This window comes from Rhodococcus sp. A14, assembly GCF_011603105.1.
Lineage (GTDB): Bacteria > Actinomycetota > Actinomycetes > Mycobacteriales > Mycobacteriaceae > Rhodococcus_F > Rhodococcus_F opacus.
Genome location: NZ_JAAOQS010000123.1, coordinates 1 through 23,861 on the forward strand (window position 1 = coordinate 1; position 23,861 = coordinate 23,861).

A 23,861-nucleotide genomic window follows, 5' to 3' on the forward strand; every position below is an offset into this window, starting at 1 on the left:
CACCTCCCCGACCCGGCCTCCCGGCTCGACACCGTCCGCACCTGCATGCACGAGGGCAAAGCTGCCCTGCGGGCGATGAGCCCGGCACAGGCACTCGCCATGTCCGCGCTCGGTGCGGCACCGCTGGGAGTGGAGATGCTGATCGGACGCCGCGGCCCGTGGCGTCCCCCGTTCAACCTGGTCATCTCCAACCTCGCCGGACCGAGAACGCCGTTGTTCTGGAACGGCGCCCGACTCGACGCCCTGTACCCGGTGTCCATCCCCACCACCGGGCAGGCGTTGAACATCACCGCCGCCAGCAGCGACGACCAGATCGTGTTCACGCTCACCGGCTGCCGCCGCGCCCTGCCCGACCTGAATCCAATGCTCGATTCCCTCGACACCGAACTCGACCTCCTCGACACCGCCGTCGGCCTCTAACACAACACACGCCGCACGGGGCCGGGTCCGGCACACCGCACCGCACCACGTCGACGCCGGGGTCCTGTCCTCGCCGAACCTGCGCCCCACCGTCATCAACACGAACCGAACCACGGTCAACGGCTCCGCGAACGCCTCCCACAGCTCTCACGCTTACCACTGCGGCGATCACCGCCACCCGGTCCACCCCTCTTGTCTGAGGTCCCCCGACGAACACCGCGCGGGAATGCACCGCCTCGAGTTCCGCCGCACAATCGAGGGAGACGAAGCGGAATCCTGCGGGAGGTGGGTGATGCGCCCCAACGAACCGGCACCGACGCCCACACCGATCCGGTGGGTGGCGACTCGGCCCCTGGGCCGCAACCGCCTGATGCGCCGAATCGACCGCTACGAGGCCACACTTGTGCTGCTCACCGCGGTGCTGGTAGTGCTGCTGATCCCGTTCGCCGCCGCATTCGGCACCGCGACGCATACGCGGCTGCAGCACCAAACCCAGGCACTGCGCGCCGGCGTCCACCAAATACCGGCGTGTCCCGTTGATCGTCAGGAAAACCTCGTCCAGGCCCCTCCTACAGACATCCCAGTGCCGTGCGTGTTCCATCGTCACGTCCGCGCCGGTCTGGTGGGATCGATGCTGATCGGAGGACACTTACAGGGTGTGTTCGGTCGACCCCGACCCCCTGTGTGCCGGCGAGGCCGTGGGTTGTGCTTCGGTGGGTGGCGGGCGTAAGAGTCGTCGATCCTGTATCCATCCCCGAGCTTCCGGAACATGCGCCCACACAAGCGAATGCGAATCGGGCACAGCCCGGGAACGGTGGTCGGTGATGGATGTGGAGCACCCGCGGTGCGCGGGAATCGATCTCCGAGACGGACCAGGTGTGTGGGTCGATCCTGGTCGAGGCATATGCGACCGTCGGGGTCGTACCGGGAGGGCTCGAGCAATGTTGACACGATTCGCGGCGGTGGTCGCAGCGACGATCGGCCTTCTGGGGACCGTGGCGGTGGGTGTCGCGACGGCTGCGCCCCCGGTGGTGATGGGTGGTGGGACGGGGATCATCGTCAACGACGAATTGGTTTGCTCGCTCACGACGATCGGTCACGACAATGCGGGACGGCTGGTCGGATTGACGGCGGGGCACTGCGGTGCCGTCGGTGCGTCCGTGGTGGCGGAGACCTCGCAGGACAGTGGTGTGGTCGGCCGTTTCGTCGTGTCGAATCCGGCTCTCGACTACGCGGTGATCCAGTTCGATCCCGGGAATGTGACTCCCGTGAACCGGGTCGGCAGCGTCACCATCACGGGGATCGGTGCACCGGCCGGGTTCCCGCAGGTGGCGTGCAAGGAGGGCCGCACCACCGGCAACACCTGCGGCATCGTGTACGGGGACCTGCTCGGTACCGGGGAGACCTGGACGCAGGCGTGCGTCGTCGAAGGTGATTCGGGCGCACCGGTGGTCGTCGGCACCACGCTTGTGGCGATGGTCAACGCCTACCTCGTCGCATCGTGCGTGGGCCCGGAGGTCGGCACCAACATCAGTTCGATCGTCGCCGACATGAACGCAACGGGCGGGTACGGCGCCGGCTACCGGCCCATTTGAGCCCGAGTCCGTTGATGAGTGATCTGAGCAGCTCAGAAGGCCCCTGCCAGCGAATCTGTGCGTGGGCGTGTGTACGTACCAACCAGAGAGCCAGTCGAATCGTTGGATCCTCGGGTCGGACCACGTGGCACGACCGCGAGGTGAGCATCCGATTGGAGGTCACCCTCTCAGCCGGAACGGCTTCATACCGAACCCTGGTGCGGTTCTGCAGCGATCGTCCGTGGGGCGCGGCGACGAGGGGTTCAGGTCACCCGTCCCGGGTTCGAGGACCAAATTCCATCGACTCTGGTCGCCGCGTACCGCGGCGGTCACCAGTCCCATCGTCGGGGCACTCCGCACCTCCAGCCGTTTTCCGCTGGTACCGGGCTCCCGGCGGGTGGATGTCGGCGAGGACGCGACTCGATGGGGCCAGGCTAGGTGTCGCCACGTGGGCGGCCGAAACTTTCTCTCAATCCACCATGAATCACCGGTGACGGCCAGCGGAGAAGAACCCGAGGCGGCATGTCACCAGGTGGCGATCCAAAGCGAGGACATCATGACTGCAACCCAAGCTCGGCTGATTCGGTTCCTCGGCGTCACCCGGGCAGCAGTGGGCGTGGGAGCCCTCGTGCGGCCCCAGCTGGTGTACCGCTGTCTCGGGGTCAATGCCGGCGCCGACGGCGACACAGTGGCGCGGCTGTTCGCCATCCGCGAGGTAGCGGTGGCCGCGGCGGCTCTGCAACCGGACCCAACGGGACGCCGACTCGGGTTGGCCGCGGGGGTGCTGGTCGACTCGGTGGACGTGGTATCAGTGGCGATGGGGAGTCGGCACGGCGTGAGCGCCACGGGTGCGGTGCTCATCGGTGGCGCGGCGGCACTCTACGCGGTCGCCGGTGCCTACGCGCTCCTCATCTGACGACGTCGGCGCATCCCCTATCGGACACCAACTTCCCACATCACACACCGGATCCACTACGTGACGTTTGTTTCCGATGGGGTTGCGCCGACTCCGGGGTGTGGTCATCGAGCTCGAGGGCGACCGCGCGCGTGAGGGCGTCCTCGGCTGGGAGCGCGGCCTGCTCGGCGGACGAGAGATCGTAGCGGGAGACGGCGATCGGCTGGGTGGTGCCGGCGAGTGCGTACCGGACGACGGACTCGTTCTTGTCGGCGACCAGGAGCATCCCGACCGTGGGCTGGTGCTGGGACCTGCGCAGCCGGTCCTCGACGAGGGCGACATAGAAGCCGAGCTGGCCAGCGTCGCGCGGGTCGAATTTCGTGGTCTTGAGTTCGATGACCACATACCGGAGTTGGTCGACGTGGAAGAACAGCAAGTCGACGAAGAAGCCATCGCCCTCGACATCGAAGTGGACCTGGCGGCCAACGAACACGAACCCGGGGACGAGCTCGCGAAGGGTGTCGATGATGCGCTCGACGAGCCGATCCTCCAGCTGTCGCTCGGCGGCGCCCCCGTCGATGGCGAGGAACTCGAGCGTGAACGGATCCTTGGTGATCTGCTGAGCGAGCTCGGAATCGGTGCGCTCGAGAGCGTGCGGGAAGTTGGAAGAGTCCGCACCCTCTCGGAGGTGCAGGTGGGTCTTGATCTGGTGTGCCAGCACGGGACGACTCCAGCCATGTGCGATGTCCTTGGCGCTGTACCAGTCGCGCAACTCGGCGTCGTCGAGCTTCTCGAGCAACTCGATGACGTGGCCCCAGGGCAATTGGCCAACGGGTCGTTGACCGATTGCATCCGGGTCGGGCCACGCCTCGGCGAACCTCCGCATGTACTTCAGGTTGGCCGGCGAGAACCCCTTCGCACCGGGAAACTCTGTGCGCAGATCCGCGGAGAGCCGAGAGAGGACCTTGCTGCCCCAGGGGGCCGTCTTCTGCCGCTCGATGATCGTCGCTCCGATCTGCCAGTAGAGCCTGAGCAGTTCGGTGTTCACTCGGCGCTGGGCGATGTAGCGCGCCTCATGCACGAGTCGCTTGCCCAACCCGACAAATCCACCCTGGTCCAGCCTCGGTGAGGAGAGGAAAATAGGGACGATGGTCGACATCTATGAGGTACCCGCAGGAGAGCCACGCCTGACGTCATTCCTCCAGGCGCAACACACCACCCAGATCGCCCGGCGCGGCGAGTTGGTCGACGCACGCGACCGCCCGGCCCTGATCGCATCGACCGACGACGAGACGGTCGGGGTGCTGATCTACGACATCGACGGCACGAACTGCGAAATCGTGAACATGCGCGCATCCGGCCAATGGGGCGGCGTCGGCACGGCACTCATCGAACGCATCGCCGAAGTCGCCCGTGCACACGGCTGTTCGCGACTGTGGTTGGTCACGACGAACGACAACCTCGACTCGATGCAGTTCTACCAGCGGCGCGGCTTCCGCCTGTCGGCCGTTCGATGCGGCGCAGTGGACCAGGCGAGACGGACGCTGAAGCCGGACATTCCCGCCGTGGGCTACTACAAGATCCCGCTTCGGGATGAAATCGAGTTCGAGCGCGACCTCGAGCCCGCGTAGACGAGCTCGCCCCCACTCAGCCCGGCCGAGGAGGCGAAGCGGGCTGAGCGCCCATCTCGCTCTTCGGAGTGCGTGATTCCTGTTCGATGAGTGCCGCTGCTTTCTGCAACGCCGCGGCGATTATCACGTACTATAGTACGGGTAGGCGTACAATAGTGCGTGAGACATGACGTCCCTAGGGAACGGAATTATGGATCTGATTCGGCCGCTACAGACAGTGACGCCCACCCTTGATGGTGATGTGCTCGCTGCGCTGGCAGCCGCATCTGAGGCGACATTCACGACGGGCCAGTTGCACCGGGTGCTGCACCGCCATTCGGAGGAGGGGATACGGAAGGTGTTGCAACGATTGAGCAAGCAGGGCACGGTGCTGTCTTCGAGGGTGGGCCACGCGTTCGTGTACCAGCTCAATCGTGAGCACCTGGCGTTCCCTCATGTCATGGGCCTCGCCGACTTGTCTGGCGAGTTCCTGCGCAGGTTGGAGGCGCGGTTGGCCGGTTGGGAGGTTCCCCCGGTGTATGCCGCCGTGTTCGGTTCGGCTGCACGCGGAACGATGACGATCGATAGCGACATCGACATCTTTCTGGTCCGGCCGGACGACGTCGCGGTCGAGGAGTGGGATGAGCAGGTGGCGGAGCTGATGGCCGAGGTGACCAGATGGACCGGCAACGATGCGCGGGATCTGCAGTTCGCGGAGAGTGAGATCGCCGGCCGCGGCACGGACGAGCCGGTCCTGCGGGATGTGGTGAAGGAGGGGCTGACGGTGGCCGGTTCACGGGCCGGTTTCATCCGGTTGCTGCGTCGGGGTAATCGGTAGTGGGGCGGACGCGGCCGTGTGACCAGGCGGTCCGCCGGGGGCGGCTGAGAAAAGCCGAACAGTTCTTTCACCTGGCCGAGATCGGTCGCGACTTCGCCGACGAACCGGACGGGGTCGATGATGCGGTCGTGACGTTGTGGGTGCACGCGGGCACCGCAGCATCGGATGTCATCTGTTGCGCGCGACTGGGTAAGGATGCGCAGGGCGAGGACCACAAGGATGCTGTCACGCTGCTCGGGTCCGTCGACCCGACCACGGCGAAGCACCTCAGTGTGCTGCTGGGCCTCAAGACGCGGTCCGGTTACACCGATATGCCGACGAGCCGTACCGAATCGAAGCGCGCTGAACGTGCCGCCGAAGCCCTGATCGAGGCGGCCCGTCGCGCGCACGCTCAGGCCGGAAACTGAACGTAAGGACTCCGGGATACGGCTCGCCACGGACACTCAGCAATCTCGGTCGTTAGGCACGAGTTGTGCGCCAAATATGCTGGCAACCACGCTTCGCAGCCTTCTCGACGAGTTGGAAAGGTAGGTGAACCTGATGGCAAAGAGTCTCGAGCAGATGCTCGCCGAGCGTCCAGTCGATCGTTCCGCAGTCGACGCGCACAAGGCCCGCATGATCGACGAGTGCGTGCGTATCGACTGCAGTAGCTGCGCGAATCGGTGGCGATGACGCAGAAGCAGCTGGCCGAGCGGCTCGGAGTCGGGCAGAACCGAGTGTCGAACATCGAGCATGGCGACCTCAAGCGTGTTCAGATCGACACGTTGCGGCGGTATGTCGAAGCCGTCGGCGGAACACTGCGCGTCGAAGTCGAACTTGGCGACGAGCGCTTCCAGATCGCGTAATACCGACGGTCCGGGGGCAGCCGTGATGCTGGTCGGATGGTCCGGAAAACTCATGTTCCGTTCTAGACCTCGGCGGGCCCGGTGGTGGGATCTTGCTCGGCCGCGAAGGTGGCTTTCGCAAGGCCCAGGTAGCGCTCGGCTTCCGCTCGGCTGCGGGCCTGAATGTCGTAGCCGACGATCTCTGCCGGCGTGGTGTCGAACCTGTCCATCGCGTCGTGATCGTCCAGAATCCAGGCGGCGGCCTCCCCCTCGCCTGACGGCCAGGGTTCGGCGGCCGTCCACCCGCACCGGTGCACGGCTCGGGCCCCGGCAACCCAGTCGGCGAGCCGATTCCGATGCAGGGCGTCGACGCCTCCGTTCGCCTCCGCGTCCATCGCCCAGATCATTTCGACGAGACGGCCGATCGGCCAGTCGCTATCCGGGATAGGAGCGGGCCGCGCACCCACAGGAGCGATCGCATCGTCTGCGATGATCGCTGAACTATCCACCGCGCGGAGTGCCTCGGGGAATCGTTCGTGGGTGGGTGTCCTGATAGGTGCGGGCGGCCTTCTTCTTCGCGGAATTCTTCGTCATCGCGGCGGTCCAATCACGGTGGTCACCACAAACACGCCACCGACCACCCGAGGCCCTCGTGACCCACGCTGACGGCCTACCTGTCTCCATACGGCCGATCGGCCCTCGCCCAACGCGTTGTCGATGATCACTGACCGTTGCGCCGTGCCGCCGAACGGCTCCAATGCCCACAGGCAACCGCCAAGCAATGGGCGGGGGTTGGCCACCTCGACACCCAAGCCAACGCATTGCGCGAGGCTCCACCACACCTTTCTGTGACCAAACCGTTATAGTCGCATCCCATGGGTTCGGTTCTCGGTATCTCGGTCGGTGCCAGCGCGGTGCGTTTGGCGTGCCCGGCCGCCGGACGCGTCGGCAGCCCCGTCTTCCGGACGCAGGCCGTGGGCGTGGCCCGCGGTGGACCCGAGGAACTGGCCGCCGAATCCATCGGCACGGTGCTCGCCGAGCGCGCGGACACCGGACCGGTGTCGGCCGTCGGCGTCGCCTACCAGGACCGGGCGCAGGCCGGTGCCGTGCGGGCCGCGCTGGCCCGGCAGCAGCTCGGCAACTACCTGTTGGTGCCCGAAGTGACCGCCGCGCTCCGGACGCTCGAGGTGTCCGGCGTGCTCGCGGACCACGTGACGTTGGTGTTCTACGACCTGGGCGGTTCCGGCGTCACCGTCACCGTCGTCGATCGCTCCACCGGGATGGTCCTCGGCACCGCACGCAGCGACCGGATCAGCGGCGACCACATCGACCGGCTGATCCGCGACCACCACCTCGACCAGCACCGTGTCGCACGCCCCGCCGACGCGGCCGCACAATTGGCGCTCGACACCCAATGTCGGCACGCCAAGGAACGGCTGTCGACCAGCGACGCGGTGTGCGTGCCGGGCGAGGGCGGCCTGCTGCTGCTCTCCCAGGACACCTTCGACGCGCTGATCGCGGGCCCCGTCGAAACCTCGGCGCACCTGACCGGCGAGGTCGTCGGAAGGTCGGGCCGCACCCCGGACGCGGTGGTGCTGATCGGCGGCGGCGCGCGGATACCACTCATCCGGTCGGTGATGGAATCACGGTTGGGCCTGCCGGTGATCGTGCCCGGGCAACCCGAACTGCTGACCGCGGAGGGCGCCGCCCTGCTAGCTCGGCCGGAGTGCCGGCAGGCGACACCGGAACCGCTCCGCTGCCCTCTCCGGCGGCGCCGCCGCCGGAGAGGACCGAAACGACACCCGAAACCGCTGCCGAGGGGGCGGGTGCACCGCCCGGCCCCCAGGACCGGCCGTCGACCGCAAGGCCGCCGGTGGCCCCGGGAGGCTCAGCCCACCCTGATCGCTCCTGAGTTAGCCAGCCGGTACCGCCACAGCGTCGAGTGGTCGGACGACCACTGGCAGTGGCGCCTCATGACCGCGACGCGTATTACGCAAGGTGACCTGGAGCAGATTCGTAACTCCATCCAGGGATGACGGATTGATGTCAACGTGTTCAGGGAGTTCAACGTGTTCAGGGAGTTCAACGTGTTCAGGGAGTTCAGGGTGTGCGGGCCGACTCACATCGCCCGACCGAAAGCCGAACCTGCACCGCGACGAGATCGGCGACCAGCGCGCAATCGCAAGGGTCAGCGCTCGTCCCGAAAGCGGATCCCGCACCGGGACGAAGTGGTGTCTAGAGCATGCCGGCAGCCGTCCGCCCTCGTTCCGTGAGCGGATCCGGCTACGGAACGGTCACGTGGCGTTGAACAGCGCCGTCGAGGGCGTTCGGGAGTTGGGGCAGGTGCACCCCGGGTGCTTCGCTGGTGGCCTTCCGCTCGTCATTGCGGTCGGGGGTGGCTGCGACCATGCTGAGCGAACCATGGATGGGAGCAGTCGGTATGAGCCTCGGCAGGCAGATCGGCCCGGAGTTCCAAGCGTTCGACTTCACGCACGACCGGCGCACGTATGAGGTCTTCAAGGGTGGTTCGGGGCCGGCGGTTCTCGTGCTCCACGAGATCCCCGGCCTGCATCCGGGTGTCATCGCTTTCGCCCGTCGGCTCATCGCTGCCGGCTACACCGTGTACCTGCCGTCCCTGTTCGGGCGCCCCGGAGCCCCCGCGAATGGCCGCGAGAGTGTGCACTCGATCCTGCGGGTGTGCGTCGCGAGGGAGTTCACGAAGCTGGCCGACCGCACGAGCCCCGTCGTCGGGTGGCTACGGGCACTCGCAGCCTCGGCCTACCGTGAGTGTGGCGGTCCCGGGGTCGGCGTGGTCGGGATGTGCTTCACCGGAGGTTTCGCGCTGGCGACAGCGCTCGAACCCTCGGTCGTCGCGTCCGTCATGAGTCAGCCGGCCATGCCCGCGCCGATCGGGCAGCGGGGCCGTGCCGCCCTGGGCCTGGACGCTGAGGATCTCAGCACTATCACGGCGCGGGCGAATGACGGGCTGCATGTGCTGGGGCTCCGGTTCACCCACGACCGGGGTTGCCCGCCGGAGCGCTTCGAGACCCTGCGGTCGACGCTCGGTGCCGCCTTCGAGGGGATCGAGATCGACTCTTCCCCCGGCAACGCCGCCGGCATCGCGCCGTCGGCGCACTCGGTGCTCACGGTCTCCCTCGTCGACGAGCCGGGGCATCCGACCCGGGTCGCCCTCGACCGGGTCCTGGCGTTCCTGGCCGAGCAGCTGCGTTCTTGAACACGTCGCGGCGTGAGGGATGCCGACTACCAGAGCAGGGTCGCGCACATCGCCGAGGGCCGGCTCCCGAAATTGAGCTGCCGAACCCGCAGTGTTCTTGCTGACTTGCCCTCGTTGGCGTTCTCGCCCCCATCGCTGGCCGTTCCGCTTTCGGGGCGGCAAAGGGTCGATTGAGCATGGCCGCTCCTGCGGTGACGCGCACGGATGTCAGGGCCATCACCGTCGCGGGGGGACCTTCGACCCTTGTGATGGCCGTGTCCAGAGGAGCCACACTGGTAGGAGGAGACGGAGATGGTGATTCTTGTTGGGTATTCCAGCAAACACGGTGCCACCGCGGAGATGCATCGCGGAGACTCTCACGCTGGCAGGAGAGCATGCCGAGGCTCGACCTGTTCAGCAGGCGGGTGATCTGGGCGGCTACGAAGGGTTCGTCATCGGCAGTGCCGCCTACTCGATGCACTGGCGAAAGGACGCGACGGCTTTCGTCATGAGCACCCGGGACCTGTTGGCGCATCGGCCGGTGTGGCTGTTCAGCACCGGCCCTCTCGGCACCGACGCCAAGGGAATGAGCCTGCGCACGACCGCCGAGCCCAAGGAGATCCGTGGATTCCGGACGGCGATCCACCCCCGAGACCACCACGTATTCTTCGGTGCCCTCGATCCCGGCAGGCTCACCGAGAAGACATTGCGAAAGCTCCCGGCCGCTCGCGCGATGATGCCCGAACGCGACTTCCGTGACTGGACGGACATCGAGGATTGGGCGCGGAGCATCGCGGAGGAGTTGACGCAACAGGACGCACGACGTGCGGAGGAGGAGCCCTGATGAGTGCCCCACCGGCACAACCACATGCACAGAGCTCTGCCGGTGCAGCCGCCAAGGCGGGTGGCTCTCAACTGCTCATCGATCGGCTCCTGCCAACATTCGACGTCGCAGTCGTGCACGCCGACGTCTTCCGGGCGGCGCCTGCGCAGTGCTACCTGGCCGCCAGCGAGCTGGACCTCTTTCAGACCCCATTGATTCGGACCCTGATCGACATCCGGGGACTGCCGCAGCGTGTGGCAAGCACGCTCAGGGGGCGCGGGACGACAACCACGTTCGAAGCGTCCCGACGTACGTTCCGGCTCAAAGACATGGTTGATCTGGGATGGATCTCGCTCGGCGACACCCCGGGTGTGGAGATGGTTCTTGGCCAGGTGAGCCGCCCTTGGAAGGGGGTCGCGGTCTCCACCCACGCACCGACCACGCCAGAGCAGTTCGCGAACTTCGATGAACCTGGATTCGCCAAGATCGCCACCAGCCTCAGGATCGATCCCTACGGGAACGACTCCTCAATCCTGACGATGGAAACACGAGTCGCCATCACCGACGACAGCAGCCGCCGCCGGTTCAGGCGCTACTGGCTGGTCATCGGCCCCTTCAGCTCTCTCATCCGTCGAATGGCGCTGCGCCTGCTTGCGACTGAGCTTCGCCGGTCGACCCCTGGCAGGCCACACGATGGTGGAGCGGGATGATCGGGTGAACCCACGTCTCCGCGTAGCACCACGGCTGTGGACGGTCCGTGGGCACGATCAACCGACCACCAACGAAAAGGATTGCGATGGCATATCTGAAGCCACCTGCCTTCACCCGGCACCTTGCCAATCCGTTGGCGATGCGGCTGAGCGCGCGCGGCGTCGCCACCCTCACGGTCGTCGGTCGCCGTACCGGGGATCCCCACAAAGTGCCGGTCATTCCTGTCGAAGTTGGCCAGAACCGCTATCTGGTTTCCCCCTAAGGTGAATCTGACTGGGTCCGCAACCTCCGAGCTGCCGGCACAGGCGAGTTGAGCCGCAAGGGGCAAACCGAGGTCTTCCGGGCCGCCGCGGTCCCAGTCAACGAGCGGAAAGCCATCATCGCCCCGATACCGCGAGGTCGCGGGGAGCCTTGTAGGCCCGTGCTTCACGAAGCTGCCCGACGTCAAGGATCATCCGGTGTTCCACATCGTTCAAATGTGCTGACTTGCAGTCAGCGGGCGACTGGTTCGTCTGGAACCACGACGCTGGCCGTCTTCGGCAGGCAGAACCAGTAATTCCCACCGTTCAGGTAGCGGACCCCTCACCGGACACCCCCGCGATGATCGTCACGCGGAGCGTGACCAGTGCGGGATCCCCTGTGGTTGCCGCCGGGGCCGGGCAGAAGCCGGCACAGCTGCGGGCGGCGTGCTCGTCGGCGTGCCGCAGGTCACTCGGTCTCGGCGGCTCGGTTGTGTTCGGCAACGGTGTTTGCCAGACAGGCCCGAGCTCGTGGCGCGCGCTCCTGGGAGGATGATCGTGGGTGCTGGTGGCGCGAGTGCGGCAGGCGCAGACCGGGCCGATAAAGACCGAGGATGTGGACGGTTCATTTCTGGCCTTCCCTGAGTGCCCAGGGCCGTCCCCGGAGGTGGTGGTCATCCACGAGGGCCGCCGGCAGCCGCGGATTCCTGGCAGGCGGCTGCTCGCCTTCTTCGACGAACACATCCGGAAAGATCCGACACAACCCTGATCAACGCCCGAGCGTCGAACGGGTGGCGCCGGTCCACCCGGGAGGAGGAACCTCATGACGTTGATCTGGTCAAGGTCAGGCAGAGGTGGGCCCGTGTTCAGCGGCTCGGACCTTCGAGGTAGTTCTTGAGGTCGACCCAGTTGCGCCGTTCCCACCGGGGGCCAACGAACACCAACACGGGCGTGAGCACCCGCATGGGGCCGACCAGCCGCATGGCCCAGTCCACCCCGCAGCCGTGTGCCGCGCCGTCGGTCTCGGCGAAGGTCAGCGTGCCGTGGGCGTACGCGTACGACGAGCAGATCACGTTGTGGAGACAGTGGGGCCGCTGGTACTCCACCATCTCCAGGGCCATCCGGCCTCTGGCGCCCAGGCCCTTGGGTTCGGCGACGAATCGGGAGCCTGCTCCGACCGGCTCGTGGGTGAGCATCTCGGCCCGGACGATGCGCGGGTTATAGCGGGGCTCGTTGCGCTCGTCGGCGACGGTGTCGAACACTTCGGTGATCGCGGCGTCGATGAGGACCTCTCCGGTGATGCGCGCCATCACGGCGCTCCATTTGACCCAGCGACCGGATCCTGGCTCGGTGGCCGGGCGCCGAGGGCCGCGGCGAAACCTCGAACCAGGTTCGGGGTGTCCTGCTCCGTCAGCGCACGGCCGTGACCCGGGCCGAGGACCGTCGGGCCCAGGGCGGCGAGATTCTGGATCGAGGTGGCGGCCGCGGCCTGGCTCCAGGTCGTGTACCAGGGCGGGCCGGACAGCCCCGACTGCTGACTCAAGAGACCGTAGATGCTGTTGAGGCGGAGGTTGACCAGTGCGTCACCGGCGATCAGGACCCCGTCCGCGGGGCGGAACAGCGAGATGTGTCCCGGGGTGTGGCCGGGTGTGGCCACGACCTCCCACCCGGGAAGTCCCGGCACCGGCTCTGCGGGTCGCAGCGTGTGAGCGACCTCGCCCAGGGTGTTGCGCGCCAGCAGCTTCTCCCTCCTGCGGCGGCCGATGACGCGCATCGCCGGGAGTACGACCCAGTGGTCCAGCGGCCCGGCGGCCTTGCGGATGGCACCGTAGTCGCCGTTGGCGATCGGCAGCTCGTCGGGGTGGAGGAACACCGGACACGACCACCGGCCGGCCAGCTCGCGGGCGGCGCCGGAGTGGTCGGGGTGCGCGTGGGTCAGCACGATCGCCCCCGGCCGCTGGTCCGCGCCCAGCACCTGCCTCGTCGCGGCCTCGATCCGGTCGGCGTCACCAGCCCAGCCGGTGTCGACCAGCACCCAACCGTCCGCCCCGCGGACCAGGTAGACGTTGGTCTGCGTGCGCCCCCGCGGGCCGATGCACACCACGCCGGGGGCAATCTCCCACACCGCAACGCTGTCGTGCCTCACCGAGCGAGTATCAGTCACGCGGAAGACCGGGTAGCGCGGCGCCAGCTCCGCCAGCCGTTCCGGAGTCGCGGGCTCCTCGAGCCCGAAGTACCACTTCGCCTGCTCTCGCGCGGCCGGCTCGCCGCTACGCCGCCGCCCCGCCTCGAGGTACGCCGCAAGCACCGGGGCGCGCTGTGCCATCGGCACCTCCTCCAGCCGGGCACGACGGGTGCCGCGCCGACGCAGCACCGCCTCGCCGCCAGCCGCGCGGACATTACGCACCCACTGCGACTCCCCAGCCAGGGCGACCAGATAGTCCACGCCCTCGTGCCGGGTGACCAGGATCGGGATGCGACGAGGCCGGCCGGTGCGCCGACCCCGCACCTCCAAGGTCACCGCATCCCGCGGTGCCAGCCCCAGCGTGGTCAACGGCACCCCGACCGGGTTCAACCGGCGGTACCAGCCCGCCGGCGGCCGGTAGGACCCGCCCCCGGAGTAGTCCTGAGGATGCAGCCACCGGACGGCCAGCCGCGCCCACCACCCCTGCGCGTCGCGGGCGGTCGTCTGGGCTCCTTGTCGAGCTGTCACTTCGTCACTCGGCTCTCCGATTCAGGCAGGATCCGTCCGGTGGCGCAACCGGGCAAGTCGCCTCGGGTCACACCCACGCTCGTCCTCCCGGCTCCGGCTGTCCAGTGCCGAAGGACCCACGAGGCTCCGTCCTTCCACAGCTCAACCCGGTCGTCGTCAGGAGTCGGCGTTACCGCGAGGCCGAGAACCCCGCGGTGACGCGGTCTCGCGCAGCCCGGATCGAGACCAGATCTCCTGGGTGCGGGCGGGGAAATCGCGACGCGGCTGATCACGGTTTCCGTGGCCACTTCTCACAACGAACCCGAGCAGGGCGACGGTGAGCCAGGTTGCACCGCCACGCCAAGTGGTCTGTTCAGGCCGGTGGCCGCGGTGGTGGGAGTGCCACCGGAGACCGGCAGCGACACCACCGTGCCGCCGAAGTACTCGGTGATATAGAGGGTGTCGCCGGGGACCGCGATCCTGCTCGGGCCGTTTCAAGCCGGGGCGTGGTGCACACCGGGACTGTCGGAAATGCTGGTTCATGTCACTCCTTTACGTTCTGTGAAAACCTGTGGTCCTTGAAGAACGGCACCGGAATAACGAGGACTGCGGCGGTGTGGGCGACGGGTGTGAGGTCGCGTGGCGGACTGTCTGGTGTTCGATGATGGAGCGTCTGCATGTCAGCTGCCGAATTCAGCTGGTAAACAGAGAGATCCGAAGCACTTCGGGGCGGTCACGGTGACGGGGATCGGTTGCGCGGTTGCACCCGTGGGGTCGAAGAATGGCACCGTTCCCCACTGTTCTTGCTCTTGGCCGTTGTCTTGCGCACACGCCCAGTAGACGAAAGTAGTTTCCTGCGGGAATATCTGAGAGTGTGTTTGAAAACCGTCGGGTCCGGGCGAGTCGCCTGGTCATGGTCGCGATCATCGCGATGTGAACCATGGCTTCGTGGTGGTGGGGTCTGGTTTCGTAGTCGCGCACGCAGCGGCGGTGCTTGTTGATCCACGCGAAACTTCTCTCGACCACCCACACGCGGGGCCGGACGTGGAAACCCGTGCTGCCGGGGATGCGTTTGATGATCTCTATAGGGATGGGTGGCGAGGTGGAAGCCGGCTCTCAATGCGTTTGCAATCACGTTCGAAGGCCGAATCACCCCGAGTAAGAACTAAACCGATGCGCCAGAGCTAGATCCACCGAAAACCTGACACTCCCACTCGCGCGGTAACTCCTCTTCGCGCGGCTTCACGGTGTGGATGAGGAGTCGGCGGTAGCGACACCTCGAATCGTCAATGCCGTGCTGAAATGGACGACCGTGGCGGGGTCCGCGAGGTCGGCGCGGGTGAGGTGTTCTATCCTCTGGATCCGCTGTTTCACAGTGTTCGGGTGGAGATGGAGTTCTTGTGCGGTTTCGGCCCGGTTGAGTTTGCGGGCGAGGTACGTCTGGAGTGTCTCGAGAAGGTGGGTTCTGTGGTCGCGGTCGTAGGCGAGGAGTGGCGCGAGGGCGCGGTCGGCGAACGCCAGCAGTTGCGCCGGGTCGTCGAGTTGCAGTAGTAGGCCGGTCAACCCCAGGTCCGCGAGTGTGACGACTGTTCCGGATCGTCCTGCACGGAGCGCGATGTCTAGTGCCCCGCGTGCCATACGATAAGCCTGCGCGTAGGTGCCGTGCTTGTCGTGGGTAGACAGCGCAACGCTGGCCGCGGTCGTCGGCGAGACGCTGTTCATGACCGTGTAAAGCCGTTCGGCGGCTTGCTGTTCGCTGAGCACGATCGTTGTCCCAGTGCTGTTTTCCGTTTCGCTGCCGATCGGCCAGAGGACCACGATTCTTCCGTGGTGCATGGCCGCGAGGGGCCGGGGTCGGTAGGGACGGACGAGATCTGAGACGGCGGTGAGCGCGCGGTGATAGATGTGCGTGCTCGCGTCTTCCTCGGTCGCACCGAGCGCTCCGACTATCGCAATGTGTGGGCGTGCGAGATCGTGGCCGAGATACTGAGCTCGGTGTGAGAGCTGTTCGGTTACCTCTGACCCAGGGGTGAGTAGCTCGGCCAGCAACTCGCCGCGCAGCCGGTGTTCGGTTTCGACGCCGGTGCGGATGCGGAACAGTTCGAGCGAGATGACCAGTGCGGCATGCTCGACGGCTCGCTCACCGAGTTGATCCAACCCCCCGCGGTCCCCGGAATACCAGATGCGGGCGACCACTTCACCGTCCAATCGCACACTCGCGACCCAGAACGGGTGTTGCCCATCCTCGACGCGAACGGGTTTCGTCGATGAAGTGGCATCGGTGGCAGTGGTGGTCCAATCGGGGTCGGGGAGCCTGGCGGAATCGCCCGCTGTCGCCAGCACGGTACCCCGCGCGTCCTCGACGAGCACGGGGCGTCCGATCAGTTCGGCGAGCACGCGCGTGATGCCATCGAGGCCACCGGCGCGGAGTGTGACGTCGAGTAGTCGCTCGTGGATCTGTTCCGACCGCGTCAAGATGTCGCGCTGCGCGCGCAGAGACTCGTTGAGTCGGCTGAGCTCGTCGAGCCTGCGCGCGGACGTCAGGGCAATCGCGGCGTGGTTGGCCAGCAACGACATCCGTTCGGTCTCGTGCTGAGTGAACGTGTGGAGGGGCGTGTAGTAGCCGTTGAGTGTGCCCAGCACATGTCCTTCGGCAACCAGCGGTACCGACACGATCGCCCTATAGCCCTGATCGCGTGCCACCCCTCCCCACGGGGTGAACTGCGGTTCGGCGGTGATATCCCGGATCGTCACCGGCCGGCCCGTGTGGAATGCCTGCGCGGAGGGCGCGGTGCTGTCGAGTCCGACGGGTCGGTCCGCGTTGATGCGGGCGACGTACTCGTCCGACAAGCCACTCCACCCGGTGATGAGCAGACTCGTCCCGGCGTCGTTCGGTGTGAGGACTCCGCAAAAGTCGAACCCGAGTAGCGATCGCGCGGTCCGGGCAACGAGATCGAGCACTTCGCGGAGTCCGTCACCGGACGCCGCAGCTGCGCTGAGTGTGCGCAGGCTGGTCAGCCACGTTAGCAATTCTGCCGACGGTCGGAGTTCGGTGTCACGCGAGGTCACCTCACCAGGTTCCCACGATTGTCTCAGCAAACATATATCACGCCGAAGTATGTCTCTGTTGACATTGATGTGGGTCACATCCGCCGCCGATACTCGTCGTATGCCCTGGTGGGGCGCCGCGCAATATCCCGATCAGCTGCCACGCCAGGGCACCACCACACTCGACGCGAAGGACTCGACGCCATGACCGACACCACCACGGACCTGACCACCTCCGACGTCGCACCGACGAGCTCGGTGGCCACGCGCGAGATCCTCGACCCGTCCACCGGTGAGGTCATCGACGTCGTCGCAGAGCATGGCGCCGCCGACGTCGACGAGGCCGTCCGGATCGCTCGCACAGCGCTCGAGTCGGGGCCGTGGCCGGCGATGCCCCGGAGCGAACGCGCCCGACTGCTGCTGCGTATCGCGGACGCCATCGAATCCGCGTCTGAAGAGCTTTTCCAGCTGGAAACGCGCAACAACGGCCGCCCGGTCACCGAAACGCGTGCCCAGCTTTCCCGGGTCCCGGAATGGTTTCGATACAACGCCGGTCTGCTGGCAGCTCAGCGCGACGCCGTCCTGCCTAGCGACGGACCGTATCTGACCTATCAGCGGCGCACGCCGCTCGGTGTCTGCGGCATCATCACCCCGTTCAACCACCCGATGCTGATCCTGGCACGCAGCCTGTCGGCAGCGCTCGCGAACGGAAACACCGTCGTCGTGAAACCGTCCGAGATGACCCCTCTGACCACCCTCGCGCTGGCGCGGATCATCAAGGACGCGGGACTTCCCAACGGTGTGGTCACCGTCGTCACGGGAGGCCGCGAGGCAGGCGCACGCCTGACGCAGCATCCCGACGTCGCGAAGATCACCCTTACCGGCGGCACCGAGGCCGGACGCTCGGCCGCCGTCGCGACCGCCTCCCGGTTCGCCCGTGTGACCGCCGAACTGGGCGGCAAGACACCAATCATCGTGTTCGAGGACGTCGACCCGGTAGTGGCCGCCGAGGGAGCCGCGTTCGCGGCATTCGTCGCCGCGGGACAATCCTGCGTCGCCGGGTCCCGCTTCCTCGTCCACCGCAGCATCTACGACCAGTTCGTCACCGCGCTCAGTGCTCGCGCCCGCGCAATCCGGCTCGGCGATCCCGCCGATCCCCGGACACAGATGGGGCCGTTGATCAGCGACCGCCAGAGGGAAAAGGTCCGACACCTCATCGACACAGGGGTCGTCGAGGGCGCGAAACTCTCCGCCGGAGGCCGCATACCCGACCTCCCCGCTCCTCTCAGCGGTGGTTTCTTCCTCGAACCGACCGTGCTGGCCGACGCCACCATCGACATGACGGTGTCCCAGGAAGAGATCTTCGGCCCCGTCGCGGTCGTCATCCCCTTCGACGACGAACACGACGCGATCAGCATGGCCAACGACAACCGCTACGGACTCGGCGCAGGCGTGTGGACCCGAGACATCGCCCGCGGGCACCGCGTCGCCGACCGTATCGTCGCCGGAATGGTGTGGGTCAACGATCACCACCGGCTCGAACCATCACTTCCCTGGGGCGGCGTCAAGGAGTCCGGCGCAGGCAAGGACGCCGGAGCCGAATCCTTCGACGACTTCTCCTGGATCAAGACCATCGTCGTCCGGATCTCCGATGATCACGTCGACTGGTACGGCGGCCAAGACAATCTGCGCTTGAACTGACCGATCACCCACCACACCAACGCATATCGCAAGATATGCGGGCGATCACACATGCAGATCCCGCCACCCCACACAGATTTACCCCTCCCGGAAGGAGCGTCGGATGACGACGCAACACCACACCGCCGGTTCCGGCACGAAGCACTGGCGCACCGAAATCAGTCGCATGCAATGGCTCGTTCTGATCGGCACCACCCTCGGGTGGGGATTGGACGGATTCGCCGGCAGCCTTTACGTTCTCGTCCTCGGCCCCGCCATGGCCGACCTGCTTCCGCACAGCGGAATAACGGTCGACTCGCCGGCGATCGGATTCTACGGCGGCCTCACCGTGGCCTTATTCCTCGTCGGTTGGGCCGTCGGCGGCATTCTCTTCGGCATACTCGCCGACTACTTCGGCCGAACCCGCGTGCTGTCCCTCGGAATCCTCACCTACGCCGTGTTCACCGCCGCCGCCGCGTTCGCCGACACCTGGTGGCAACTCGGCATTCTCCGGTTCATCGCCGGACTTGGTTCAGGTGTCGAAGCACCTGTCGGCGCGGCCTTGATCGCCGAGACCTGGCGCAACCGGTACCGCGCCCGCGCGGGCGGCATCATGATGTCCGGCTATGCCGCCGGATTCTTCGTCGCAGCAGCGACTTACGCGGTACTCGGCAGCCATGGCTGGCGGATCATGATGGCGCTGGCGGTCATCCCGGCGCTGCTCGTCTGGTTCATACGCCGCTACGTGCCCGAACCGCCGGAGATCGAAGCGAGCATCCAGGCCCGCAAGGACCGCAAGGAATGCGGTGATGCCACCACTGAGGACGGTTTCGTGCTACGCCGACTGTTCACCGGCCCCATGTTGCGCCCGACCCTCGTCTGCACGGCCCTGGCCACCGGCTCGCTCATCGCGTTCTGGAGCGTCTCGACGTGGTACCCGCAGATCATCCGGCAGATGACCGCGACCGACGCCCAGGCTCCCGCCGGAACAGCAGATCACCGGGTCGCCCTGGCGTCGATGCTCTTCAACGCCGGCGGCATCATCGGATACGCATCCTGGGGGTTCCTGGCCGACGCGATCGGCCGGCGCAAGACCTTCGCGCTGAGCTTCGTCATATCCGCCGCGGCCATCGCCTACGTCTTCCCGTTCGAGCACAGCTACCAGGAATTCCTCGTCGCGATGCCGATCCTCGGATTCGGGCTGTTCGGCGCACTCTCCGGCACGTTCATCTACGGACCGGAAGTGTTCCCGCCGAGCGTTCGTGCCACCGCCCTCGCACTGGTCAACAGTGTCGGCCGATTCGTCACCGCGACCGGACCGCTCATCGCCGGCGTGATCGCCACCTCCTGGTTCAGCGGCAACCTCGGACTCGCCACCGCAACCATCGCAGCCGTCGGCCTGATCGCCTTCGCCGGACTCGCCTTCGCACCCGAAACCCGCGGAAAGCCGATGCCGACCGACCCGCATCCCCCGGTCCCCACACCCCACCAGCCCATCCCCACGGCCTCCGGCCGAGAAGAGAGCCTCTCATGAACACCTACGACTCCGCGAGAGCCATCGTCGTCGGCGGCTCGATCGGCGGACTCACCACCGCCCTGCTGCTTCGCGACCTCGGATTCGCCGTCGACATCTACGAACGCACCCCCACCGCCCTCGATGGACGAGGCAGCGGCATCGTCCTCCAGCCCGACACCGTGCGCTGGTTCACCGAACGCAGCACTCAGCGCCTCGCTGACCTCAGCACCACCACGAAATACGTGCAGTACCTCGACCACGCGAACTCGGTGATCTACAAGGAGGAACGCACCTGGACCTACACCTCCTGGGGCACCTTCTACCGTGCACTCCTCGCCGACTTCGGAACCGAGCACTATCACCTCGGCGAATTCGCGTGCGGATTCACCCAGACCGACACCACCGCCACCGTGCGGTTCGTCAGCGGCCGCGAAGAACCCGCCGACCTCGTCGTCTTCGCCGACGGCATCACATCGGTCGCCCGGCAACGCTTCGACCCTGACACGTCGCTGCACTACTCCGGCTACATCGGATGGCGTGGCACCGTCCCGATGACCGATCTCGGCGACAAAACCCGCACCCTGATGAGCGACGCCATCACCTACAGCGTCGTCCCCCAATCCCACATCACCCTCTACCCCATCCCCGGCGAGGACGGCATCGCCCCAGAACACCGCCTGATGAACTACGTCTGGTACCGCAACGTGCCCGCCGGCCCGGAACTCACCGAACTGCTCCTCGACAAGCGAGGATTCCCCGGGTCGGTATCCGTGCACCCCGGCCAGGTGCAAGACCGCTACATCACCGAAATGAAGAACACCGCCGCCACCCAGCTCGCCCCCGCCGCCGCGGAAGTCGTGACCGCGACAAAGACCCCGTACCTCCAGGTCGTCTCAGACTCCCGCTCCGCCCACATGGCCCAGGGCCGCGTTGCACTCATCGGGGACGCCGCATGCAGCGCCCGCCCCCACGCCGCCGCCGGCACCGCCAAAGCCGCCGCCGACGGATGGGCCCTCGCCGCAGCACTACACGACGCAGACGGCGACATCACCGCCGCCTTGGCGAAATGGGAACCCGGACAACTCGAACTGAGCGAATCCCTACTCGCCCGCGTCGTGTCCATGGGCACCCGATCACAGGTGACGAACACCTGGACCCCAGGCGACCCCGAACTGCGGTTCGGCCTGTACGGACCCGGCCGCTAACACGCACCCCTCACAACGAACCAAGGAAACACCATGACGGACAACAGATTCCTCGCCGACCTCCCCCTCGCGGGAGAACTGGTCGCCACCAACTTCGACAGCTGGCCCGACTGGCTGACAACCGAATTCACCGACCACGCCCACGACGGGCACGTCGGATCGACCCTGCTCAGCGAATCACCACGGGTGCGGGTATGGGAAATCCGCCTCGCTCCCGGCGAACGCTGGCACGCACACCGGCACGTCCTCGACTACTTCTGGACCGCCGTCAACGCCGGACGCAGCCGACAGCACACCCACGACGGCACCGTCCGAGAAGTGGCCTACCACGCAGGAGAAACCCGCCACTTCCACTTCGCAGCCGGCGAGTACCTGCTCCACGACATCGAGAACATCGGTGACACGGAACTGGTATTCACCACCGTCGAACACCTCGACAGCGCCAATTCCCCCCTCCCACTGGGCGAATCAGGAAACGGAGTCGTGCAGTCATGACCGCGGCGAAGATCGCCGACGGAGTCATCGACGTACACGCACACTGGCTACCCCGAAACCTGTTCACACTCCCCCCGGGTGTCCCGTTCGGGCAGATGCACGATCGTGACGGCGAGCTCTACCTCGGAGAAGTTCCCCTGTCGATACCCGCGGCGGCCATGAGCGATGTCCCCGCCATCCTCGACGACATGCGCCGCGCGCAGGTCGGTGTTCGGGTGCTGTCGGCTCCGCCGTTCGCCTTCCCCGTCCACGACACCGACGGCGCCGACGCCTACGTCGACGCGTTCAACACCGCCCTGGCCGAGGTCGTGGCCGGCACCGACGGCGCCCTCATCGGCCTGGGCATGGTCACCTTCGGCGACCGCGGTCGCACCACCGAGCACATGCAGAATCTGGCGAACACCCCCGGCATCGCCGGGGTCGCCATCCCGCCGCTCGTCGGCACGGAGTCGCTCGACCGCGGATCACTACGCCACATCCTCAGCGAAGCAACACGACTCGACCTGGCGGTGCTGGTCCACCCCATGCAACTCCCCCGGCCTGAATGGCCCGACTACTATCTCGCCAACCTGATCGGCAACCCAGTCGAGTCCGCGACCGCGGTCGCCTCAATCGTCCTCGGAGGAATCCTTGACGAGCTCCCCGACCTGCGGATCTGCTTCGTCCACGGCGGCGGGTGCTCAGCCGGCCTCCTCGGACGCTGGACCCACGCATGGAATGCCCGCCCCGACGTCCGTCGCAGCTCCACATATGCACCCGACAAGACGTTCGCGAAGCTCTACTTCGACACAGTCACCCACGACCCGCACCAACTGGCACTGCTCCGCGCCCACGCCGGTGTCGACCGGATCCTGTGCGGCAGCGACTACCCCTTCGACATGGCCGAACCGGACCCCGTGCTCTTCGCCACCACCCACGGCCCCACCGCACCGGCACTGACCGAGTCCGCCCGGTCATTCCTCGGACTCTGACCCCACCTAACACCCACCGCGATCGTCACAACCTCAGGACAGACCATGAGTCATCTCTTCACCCCACTCACCCTCCGCGACCTCACCATCGCCCACCGTGCCTGGATGTCACCAATGATGCAGTTCGCCGCCGTCCCCGACGGACCCGAGACCGGCACCGTCACCGACTGGCACCTGCAACACCTCGGATCCCGCGCAGTCGCCGGGGCCGCGCTGATCATGGTCGAAGCCACAGCCATCACCCCGGACGGCCGCAGCAGCGACTACGACCTCGGCCTGTGGAACGACCACCAAGCCCACTCGCTGCGCCGACTCACCACATTCCTCCGCGACCAGGGCACCGTCCCGGGAATCCAACTCGTCCACGCAGGCCGCAAAGGATCCACCGGACTCCCCTGGCCCGACCACGACCGACAACAGAACACCTGGCCCACCGTCAGCGCCAGCTCCCTCCCCTTCGGCCAACTACCCACACCCGCCGAACTGACCCTCACCGACATCACCACCATCGTCGACTCGTTCGCCGCCGCAGCCCAGCGCGCGGCGACCGCGGGGTTCCAGGTACTCGAACTCCACGGCGCACACGGGTACCTGATCCACCAGTTCCTCTCACCCCACTCCAACACCCGTACCGACCACTACGGCGGAACATTCGAGAACCGCATCCGATTCGCACTCGACGTCGTCACCGCCGTCAGACAGGTCTGGCCCCAGCACCTCCCACTATTCTTCCGCGTCTCGGCCACCGACTGGCTCGCCGGTGACACCCACGACACCCGCCACGGCTGGACCGCGGACGACACCGTCGCCCTCGCTGCACACCTCGAGCGCCTTGGCGTCGACCTCGTCGACGTGTCCACTGGCGGGTCCGCACCCGACGCCCTCATCCCTGTCGGACCCGGGTACCAAGTCCCCTTCGCGACGCGTATCCGCCGCGAAACCCGCCTCCCCACTGCAGCAGTCGGCCTGATAACCGAACCCCAACAAGCAGAAGACATCATCGCACTCGGACAAGCCGACGCCGTCTTCCTCGGCCGCGTATTGCTCCGCAACCCCACCTGGATCAGCCAGGCCGCCAGCCAACTCGGGCATACCCTTCCCCACCC

Annotated in this window: 24 protein-coding genes and 2 pseudogenes; 19 read left to right on the forward strand and 7 right to left on the reverse strand. The window is 66.7% G+C overall.

Translation table 11 applies throughout. The features are described from left to right. The 4 genes and pseudogenes from G9373_RS38285 to G9373_RS38295 form a co-directional block, all read left to right on the forward strand. On the forward strand, window positions 1–420 hold a 420-nt coding region (locus tag G9373_RS38285), incomplete at its 5' end, for a WS/DGAT domain-containing protein (RefSeq protein WP_167120166.1). Window positions 421–427: 7 nt separating this feature from the next. Continuing rightward, window positions 428–568: pseudogene (locus G9373_RS47110) on the forward strand (phosphatidylserine/phosphatidylglycerophosphate/cardiolipin synthase family protein); the annotation flags it as partial. 793 nt (window positions 569–1,361) lie between these two features. After that, window positions 1,362–2,015 carry a serine protease gene (locus G9373_RS38290; RefSeq protein WP_167120168.1) on the forward strand — a complete coding sequence of 218 codons (654 nt, stop codon included), beginning with the start codon at window positions 1,362–1,364 and terminating at the stop codon, window positions 2,013–2,015. Window positions 2,016–2,550: 535 nt separating this feature from the next. Further along, complete coding sequence (locus tag G9373_RS38295) at window positions 2,551–2,910, forward strand: hypothetical protein (protein ID WP_167120171.1); 360 nt, start codon at window positions 2,551–2,553, stop codon at window positions 2,908–2,910. A gap of 40 nt (window positions 2,911–2,950) precedes the next feature. Here the strand turns inward: G9373_RS38295 and G9373_RS38300 are convergent, their stop codons facing one another. Continuing rightward, the gene (locus G9373_RS38300) at window positions 2,951–4,048 is read right to left on the reverse strand and encodes a PDDEXK nuclease domain-containing protein (protein WP_240960971.1); all 1,098 of its coding nucleotides are present in this window, start codon (window positions 4,046–4,048) and stop codon (window positions 2,951–2,953) included. On the opposite strand from G9373_RS38300, the gene G9373_RS38305 reads away from it, so the two are divergent. The 4 genes and pseudogenes from G9373_RS38305 (at window position 4,038) to G9373_RS38320 (ending at window position 6,182) form a co-directional block, all read left to right on the forward strand. Then, window positions 4,038–4,520 carry a GNAT family N-acetyltransferase gene (locus tag G9373_RS38305; RefSeq protein WP_167120174.1) on the forward strand — a complete coding sequence of 161 codons (483 nt, stop codon included), beginning with the start codon at window positions 4,038–4,040 and terminating at the stop codon, window positions 4,518–4,520. The two genes, G9373_RS38300 and G9373_RS38305, sit on opposite strands and share 11 nt — an antisense overlap. Window positions 4,521–4,710: 190 nt before the next feature. Beyond that, the gene (locus tag G9373_RS38310; RefSeq protein ID WP_167120179.1) at window positions 4,711–5,337 is read left to right on the forward strand and encodes a nucleotidyltransferase domain-containing protein; all 627 of its coding nucleotides are present in this window, start codon (window positions 4,711–4,713) and stop codon (window positions 5,335–5,337) included. After that, the gene (locus G9373_RS38315) at window positions 5,337–5,744 is read left to right on the forward strand and encodes a hypothetical protein (RefSeq protein ID WP_167120181.1); all 408 of its coding nucleotides are present in this window, start codon (window positions 5,337–5,339) and stop codon (window positions 5,742–5,744) included. Before G9373_RS38310 ends, G9373_RS38315 begins: the two co-directional genes overlap by 1 nt. Window positions 5,745–5,877: 133 nt before the next feature. Continuing rightward, window positions 5,878–6,182 (forward strand): annotated as a pseudogene (locus tag G9373_RS38320) (XRE family transcriptional regulator). 62 nt (window positions 6,183–6,244) lie between these two features. Here G9373_RS38320 and G9373_RS38325 read toward each other — a convergent pair. Further along, entirely contained in the window at window positions 6,245–6,670 is a 426-nt protein-coding gene (locus tag G9373_RS38325; RefSeq protein WP_240960972.1) for a hypothetical protein, read from the reverse strand. A gap of 366 nt (window positions 6,671–7,036) precedes the next feature. On the opposite strand from G9373_RS38325, the gene G9373_RS38330 reads away from it, so the two are divergent. Beyond that, entirely contained in the window at window positions 7,037–8,197 is a 1,161-nt protein-coding gene (locus G9373_RS38330) for an Hsp70 family protein (RefSeq protein ID WP_167120184.1), read from the forward strand. A gap of 247 nt (window positions 8,198–8,444) precedes the next feature. Here G9373_RS38330 and G9373_RS47920 read toward each other — a convergent pair whose 3' ends face one another. After that, complete coding sequence (locus G9373_RS47920) at window positions 8,445–8,570, reverse strand: hypothetical protein (RefSeq protein ID WP_269591473.1); 126 nt, start codon at window positions 8,568–8,570, stop codon at window positions 8,445–8,447. Window positions 8,571–8,601: 31 nt separating this feature from the next. Here G9373_RS47920 and G9373_RS38335 point away from each other — a divergent pair, with 31 nt between their 5' ends. From G9373_RS38335 to G9373_RS38350, 4 genes are all read left to right on the forward strand, one after another. After that, window positions 8,602–9,396, forward strand: a complete 795-nt coding sequence (locus G9373_RS38335; protein WP_167120222.1) for a dienelactone hydrolase family protein — start codon at window positions 8,602–8,604, stop codon at window positions 9,394–9,396. A 304-nt stretch (window positions 9,397–9,700) separates the two neighbouring features. Next, window positions 9,701–10,219, forward strand: a complete 519-nt coding sequence (locus G9373_RS38340) for a flavodoxin domain-containing protein (protein ID WP_206033333.1) — start codon at window positions 9,701–9,703, stop codon at window positions 10,217–10,219. After that, window positions 10,219–10,908 carry a hypothetical protein gene (locus G9373_RS38345; protein WP_167120187.1) on the forward strand — a complete coding sequence of 230 codons (690 nt, stop codon included), beginning with the start codon at window positions 10,219–10,221 and terminating at the stop codon, window positions 10,906–10,908. Before G9373_RS38340 ends, G9373_RS38345 begins: the two co-directional genes overlap by 1 nt. Before the next feature lie 86 nt (window positions 10,909–10,994). Next, entirely contained in the window at window positions 10,995–11,171 is a 177-nt protein-coding gene (locus G9373_RS38350; protein ID WP_167120191.1) for a nitroreductase family deazaflavin-dependent oxidoreductase, read from the forward strand. A gap of 304 nt (window positions 11,172–11,475) precedes the next feature. Here the strand turns inward: G9373_RS38350 and G9373_RS38355 are convergent, their stop codons facing one another. The 4 genes from G9373_RS38355 to G9373_RS38375 form a co-directional block, all read right to left on the reverse strand. Further along, a complete protein-coding gene (locus tag G9373_RS38355; protein WP_167120194.1) occupies window positions 11,476–11,652 on the reverse strand; it encodes a hypothetical protein in 177 nt (58 codons plus the stop codon). Between the two features lie 362 nt (window positions 11,653–12,014). Further along, window positions 12,015–12,458, reverse strand: coding sequence for an SRPBCC family protein (locus G9373_RS38360; protein WP_167120197.1), 444 nt, complete (start codon window positions 12,456–12,458; stop codon window positions 12,015–12,017). Beyond that, window positions 12,458–13,861, reverse strand: a complete 1,404-nt coding sequence (locus G9373_RS38365) for an MBL fold metallo-hydrolase (protein WP_167120200.1) — start codon at window positions 13,859–13,861, stop codon at window positions 12,458–12,460. The genes G9373_RS38360 and G9373_RS38365 overlap by 1 nt, the downstream gene beginning before the upstream one ends. 1,221 nt (window positions 13,862–15,082) lie before the next feature. Further along, window positions 15,083–16,909 carry a GAF domain-containing protein gene (locus G9373_RS38375; protein WP_167120203.1) on the reverse strand — a complete coding sequence of 609 codons (1,827 nt, stop codon included), beginning with the start codon at window positions 16,907–16,909 and terminating at the stop codon, window positions 15,083–15,085. 183 nt (window positions 16,910–17,092) lie between these two features. On the opposite strand from G9373_RS38375, the gene G9373_RS38380 reads away from it, so the two are divergent. The 6 genes from G9373_RS38380 to G9373_RS38405 form a co-directional block, all read left to right on the forward strand. Then, a complete protein-coding gene (locus tag G9373_RS38380) occupies window positions 17,093–18,589 on the forward strand; it encodes an aldehyde dehydrogenase (RefSeq protein ID WP_167120205.1) in 1,497 nt (498 codons plus the stop codon). Window positions 18,590–18,692: 103 nt separating this feature from the next. Next, window positions 18,693–20,102: an MFS transporter gene (locus G9373_RS38385; RefSeq protein ID WP_167120208.1), complete on the forward strand. Its 1,410-nt coding sequence runs from the start codon at window positions 18,693–18,695 to the stop codon at window positions 20,100–20,102. Continuing rightward, complete coding sequence (locus G9373_RS38390; RefSeq protein ID WP_167120211.1) at window positions 20,099–21,289, forward strand: FAD-dependent monooxygenase; 1,191 nt, start codon at window positions 20,099–20,101, stop codon at window positions 21,287–21,289. The genes G9373_RS38385 and G9373_RS38390 overlap by 4 nt, the downstream gene beginning before the upstream one ends. 33 nt (window positions 21,290–21,322) lie before the next feature. Next, the gene (locus G9373_RS38395; protein ID WP_005257986.1) at window positions 21,323–21,784 is read left to right on the forward strand and encodes a hypothetical protein; all 462 of its coding nucleotides are present in this window, start codon (window positions 21,323–21,325) and stop codon (window positions 21,782–21,784) included. Then, window positions 21,781–22,755: an amidohydrolase family protein gene (locus G9373_RS38400; RefSeq protein WP_167120214.1), complete on the forward strand. Its 975-nt coding sequence runs from the start codon at window positions 21,781–21,783 to the stop codon at window positions 22,753–22,755. The genes G9373_RS38395 and G9373_RS38400 overlap by 4 nt, the downstream gene beginning before the upstream one ends. 45 nt (window positions 22,756–22,800) lie before the next feature. Further along, the coding region (locus G9373_RS38405) for an NADH:flavin oxidoreductase/NADH oxidase (RefSeq protein WP_167120216.1) at window positions 22,801–23,861 on the forward strand (1,061 nt) is incomplete at its 3' end.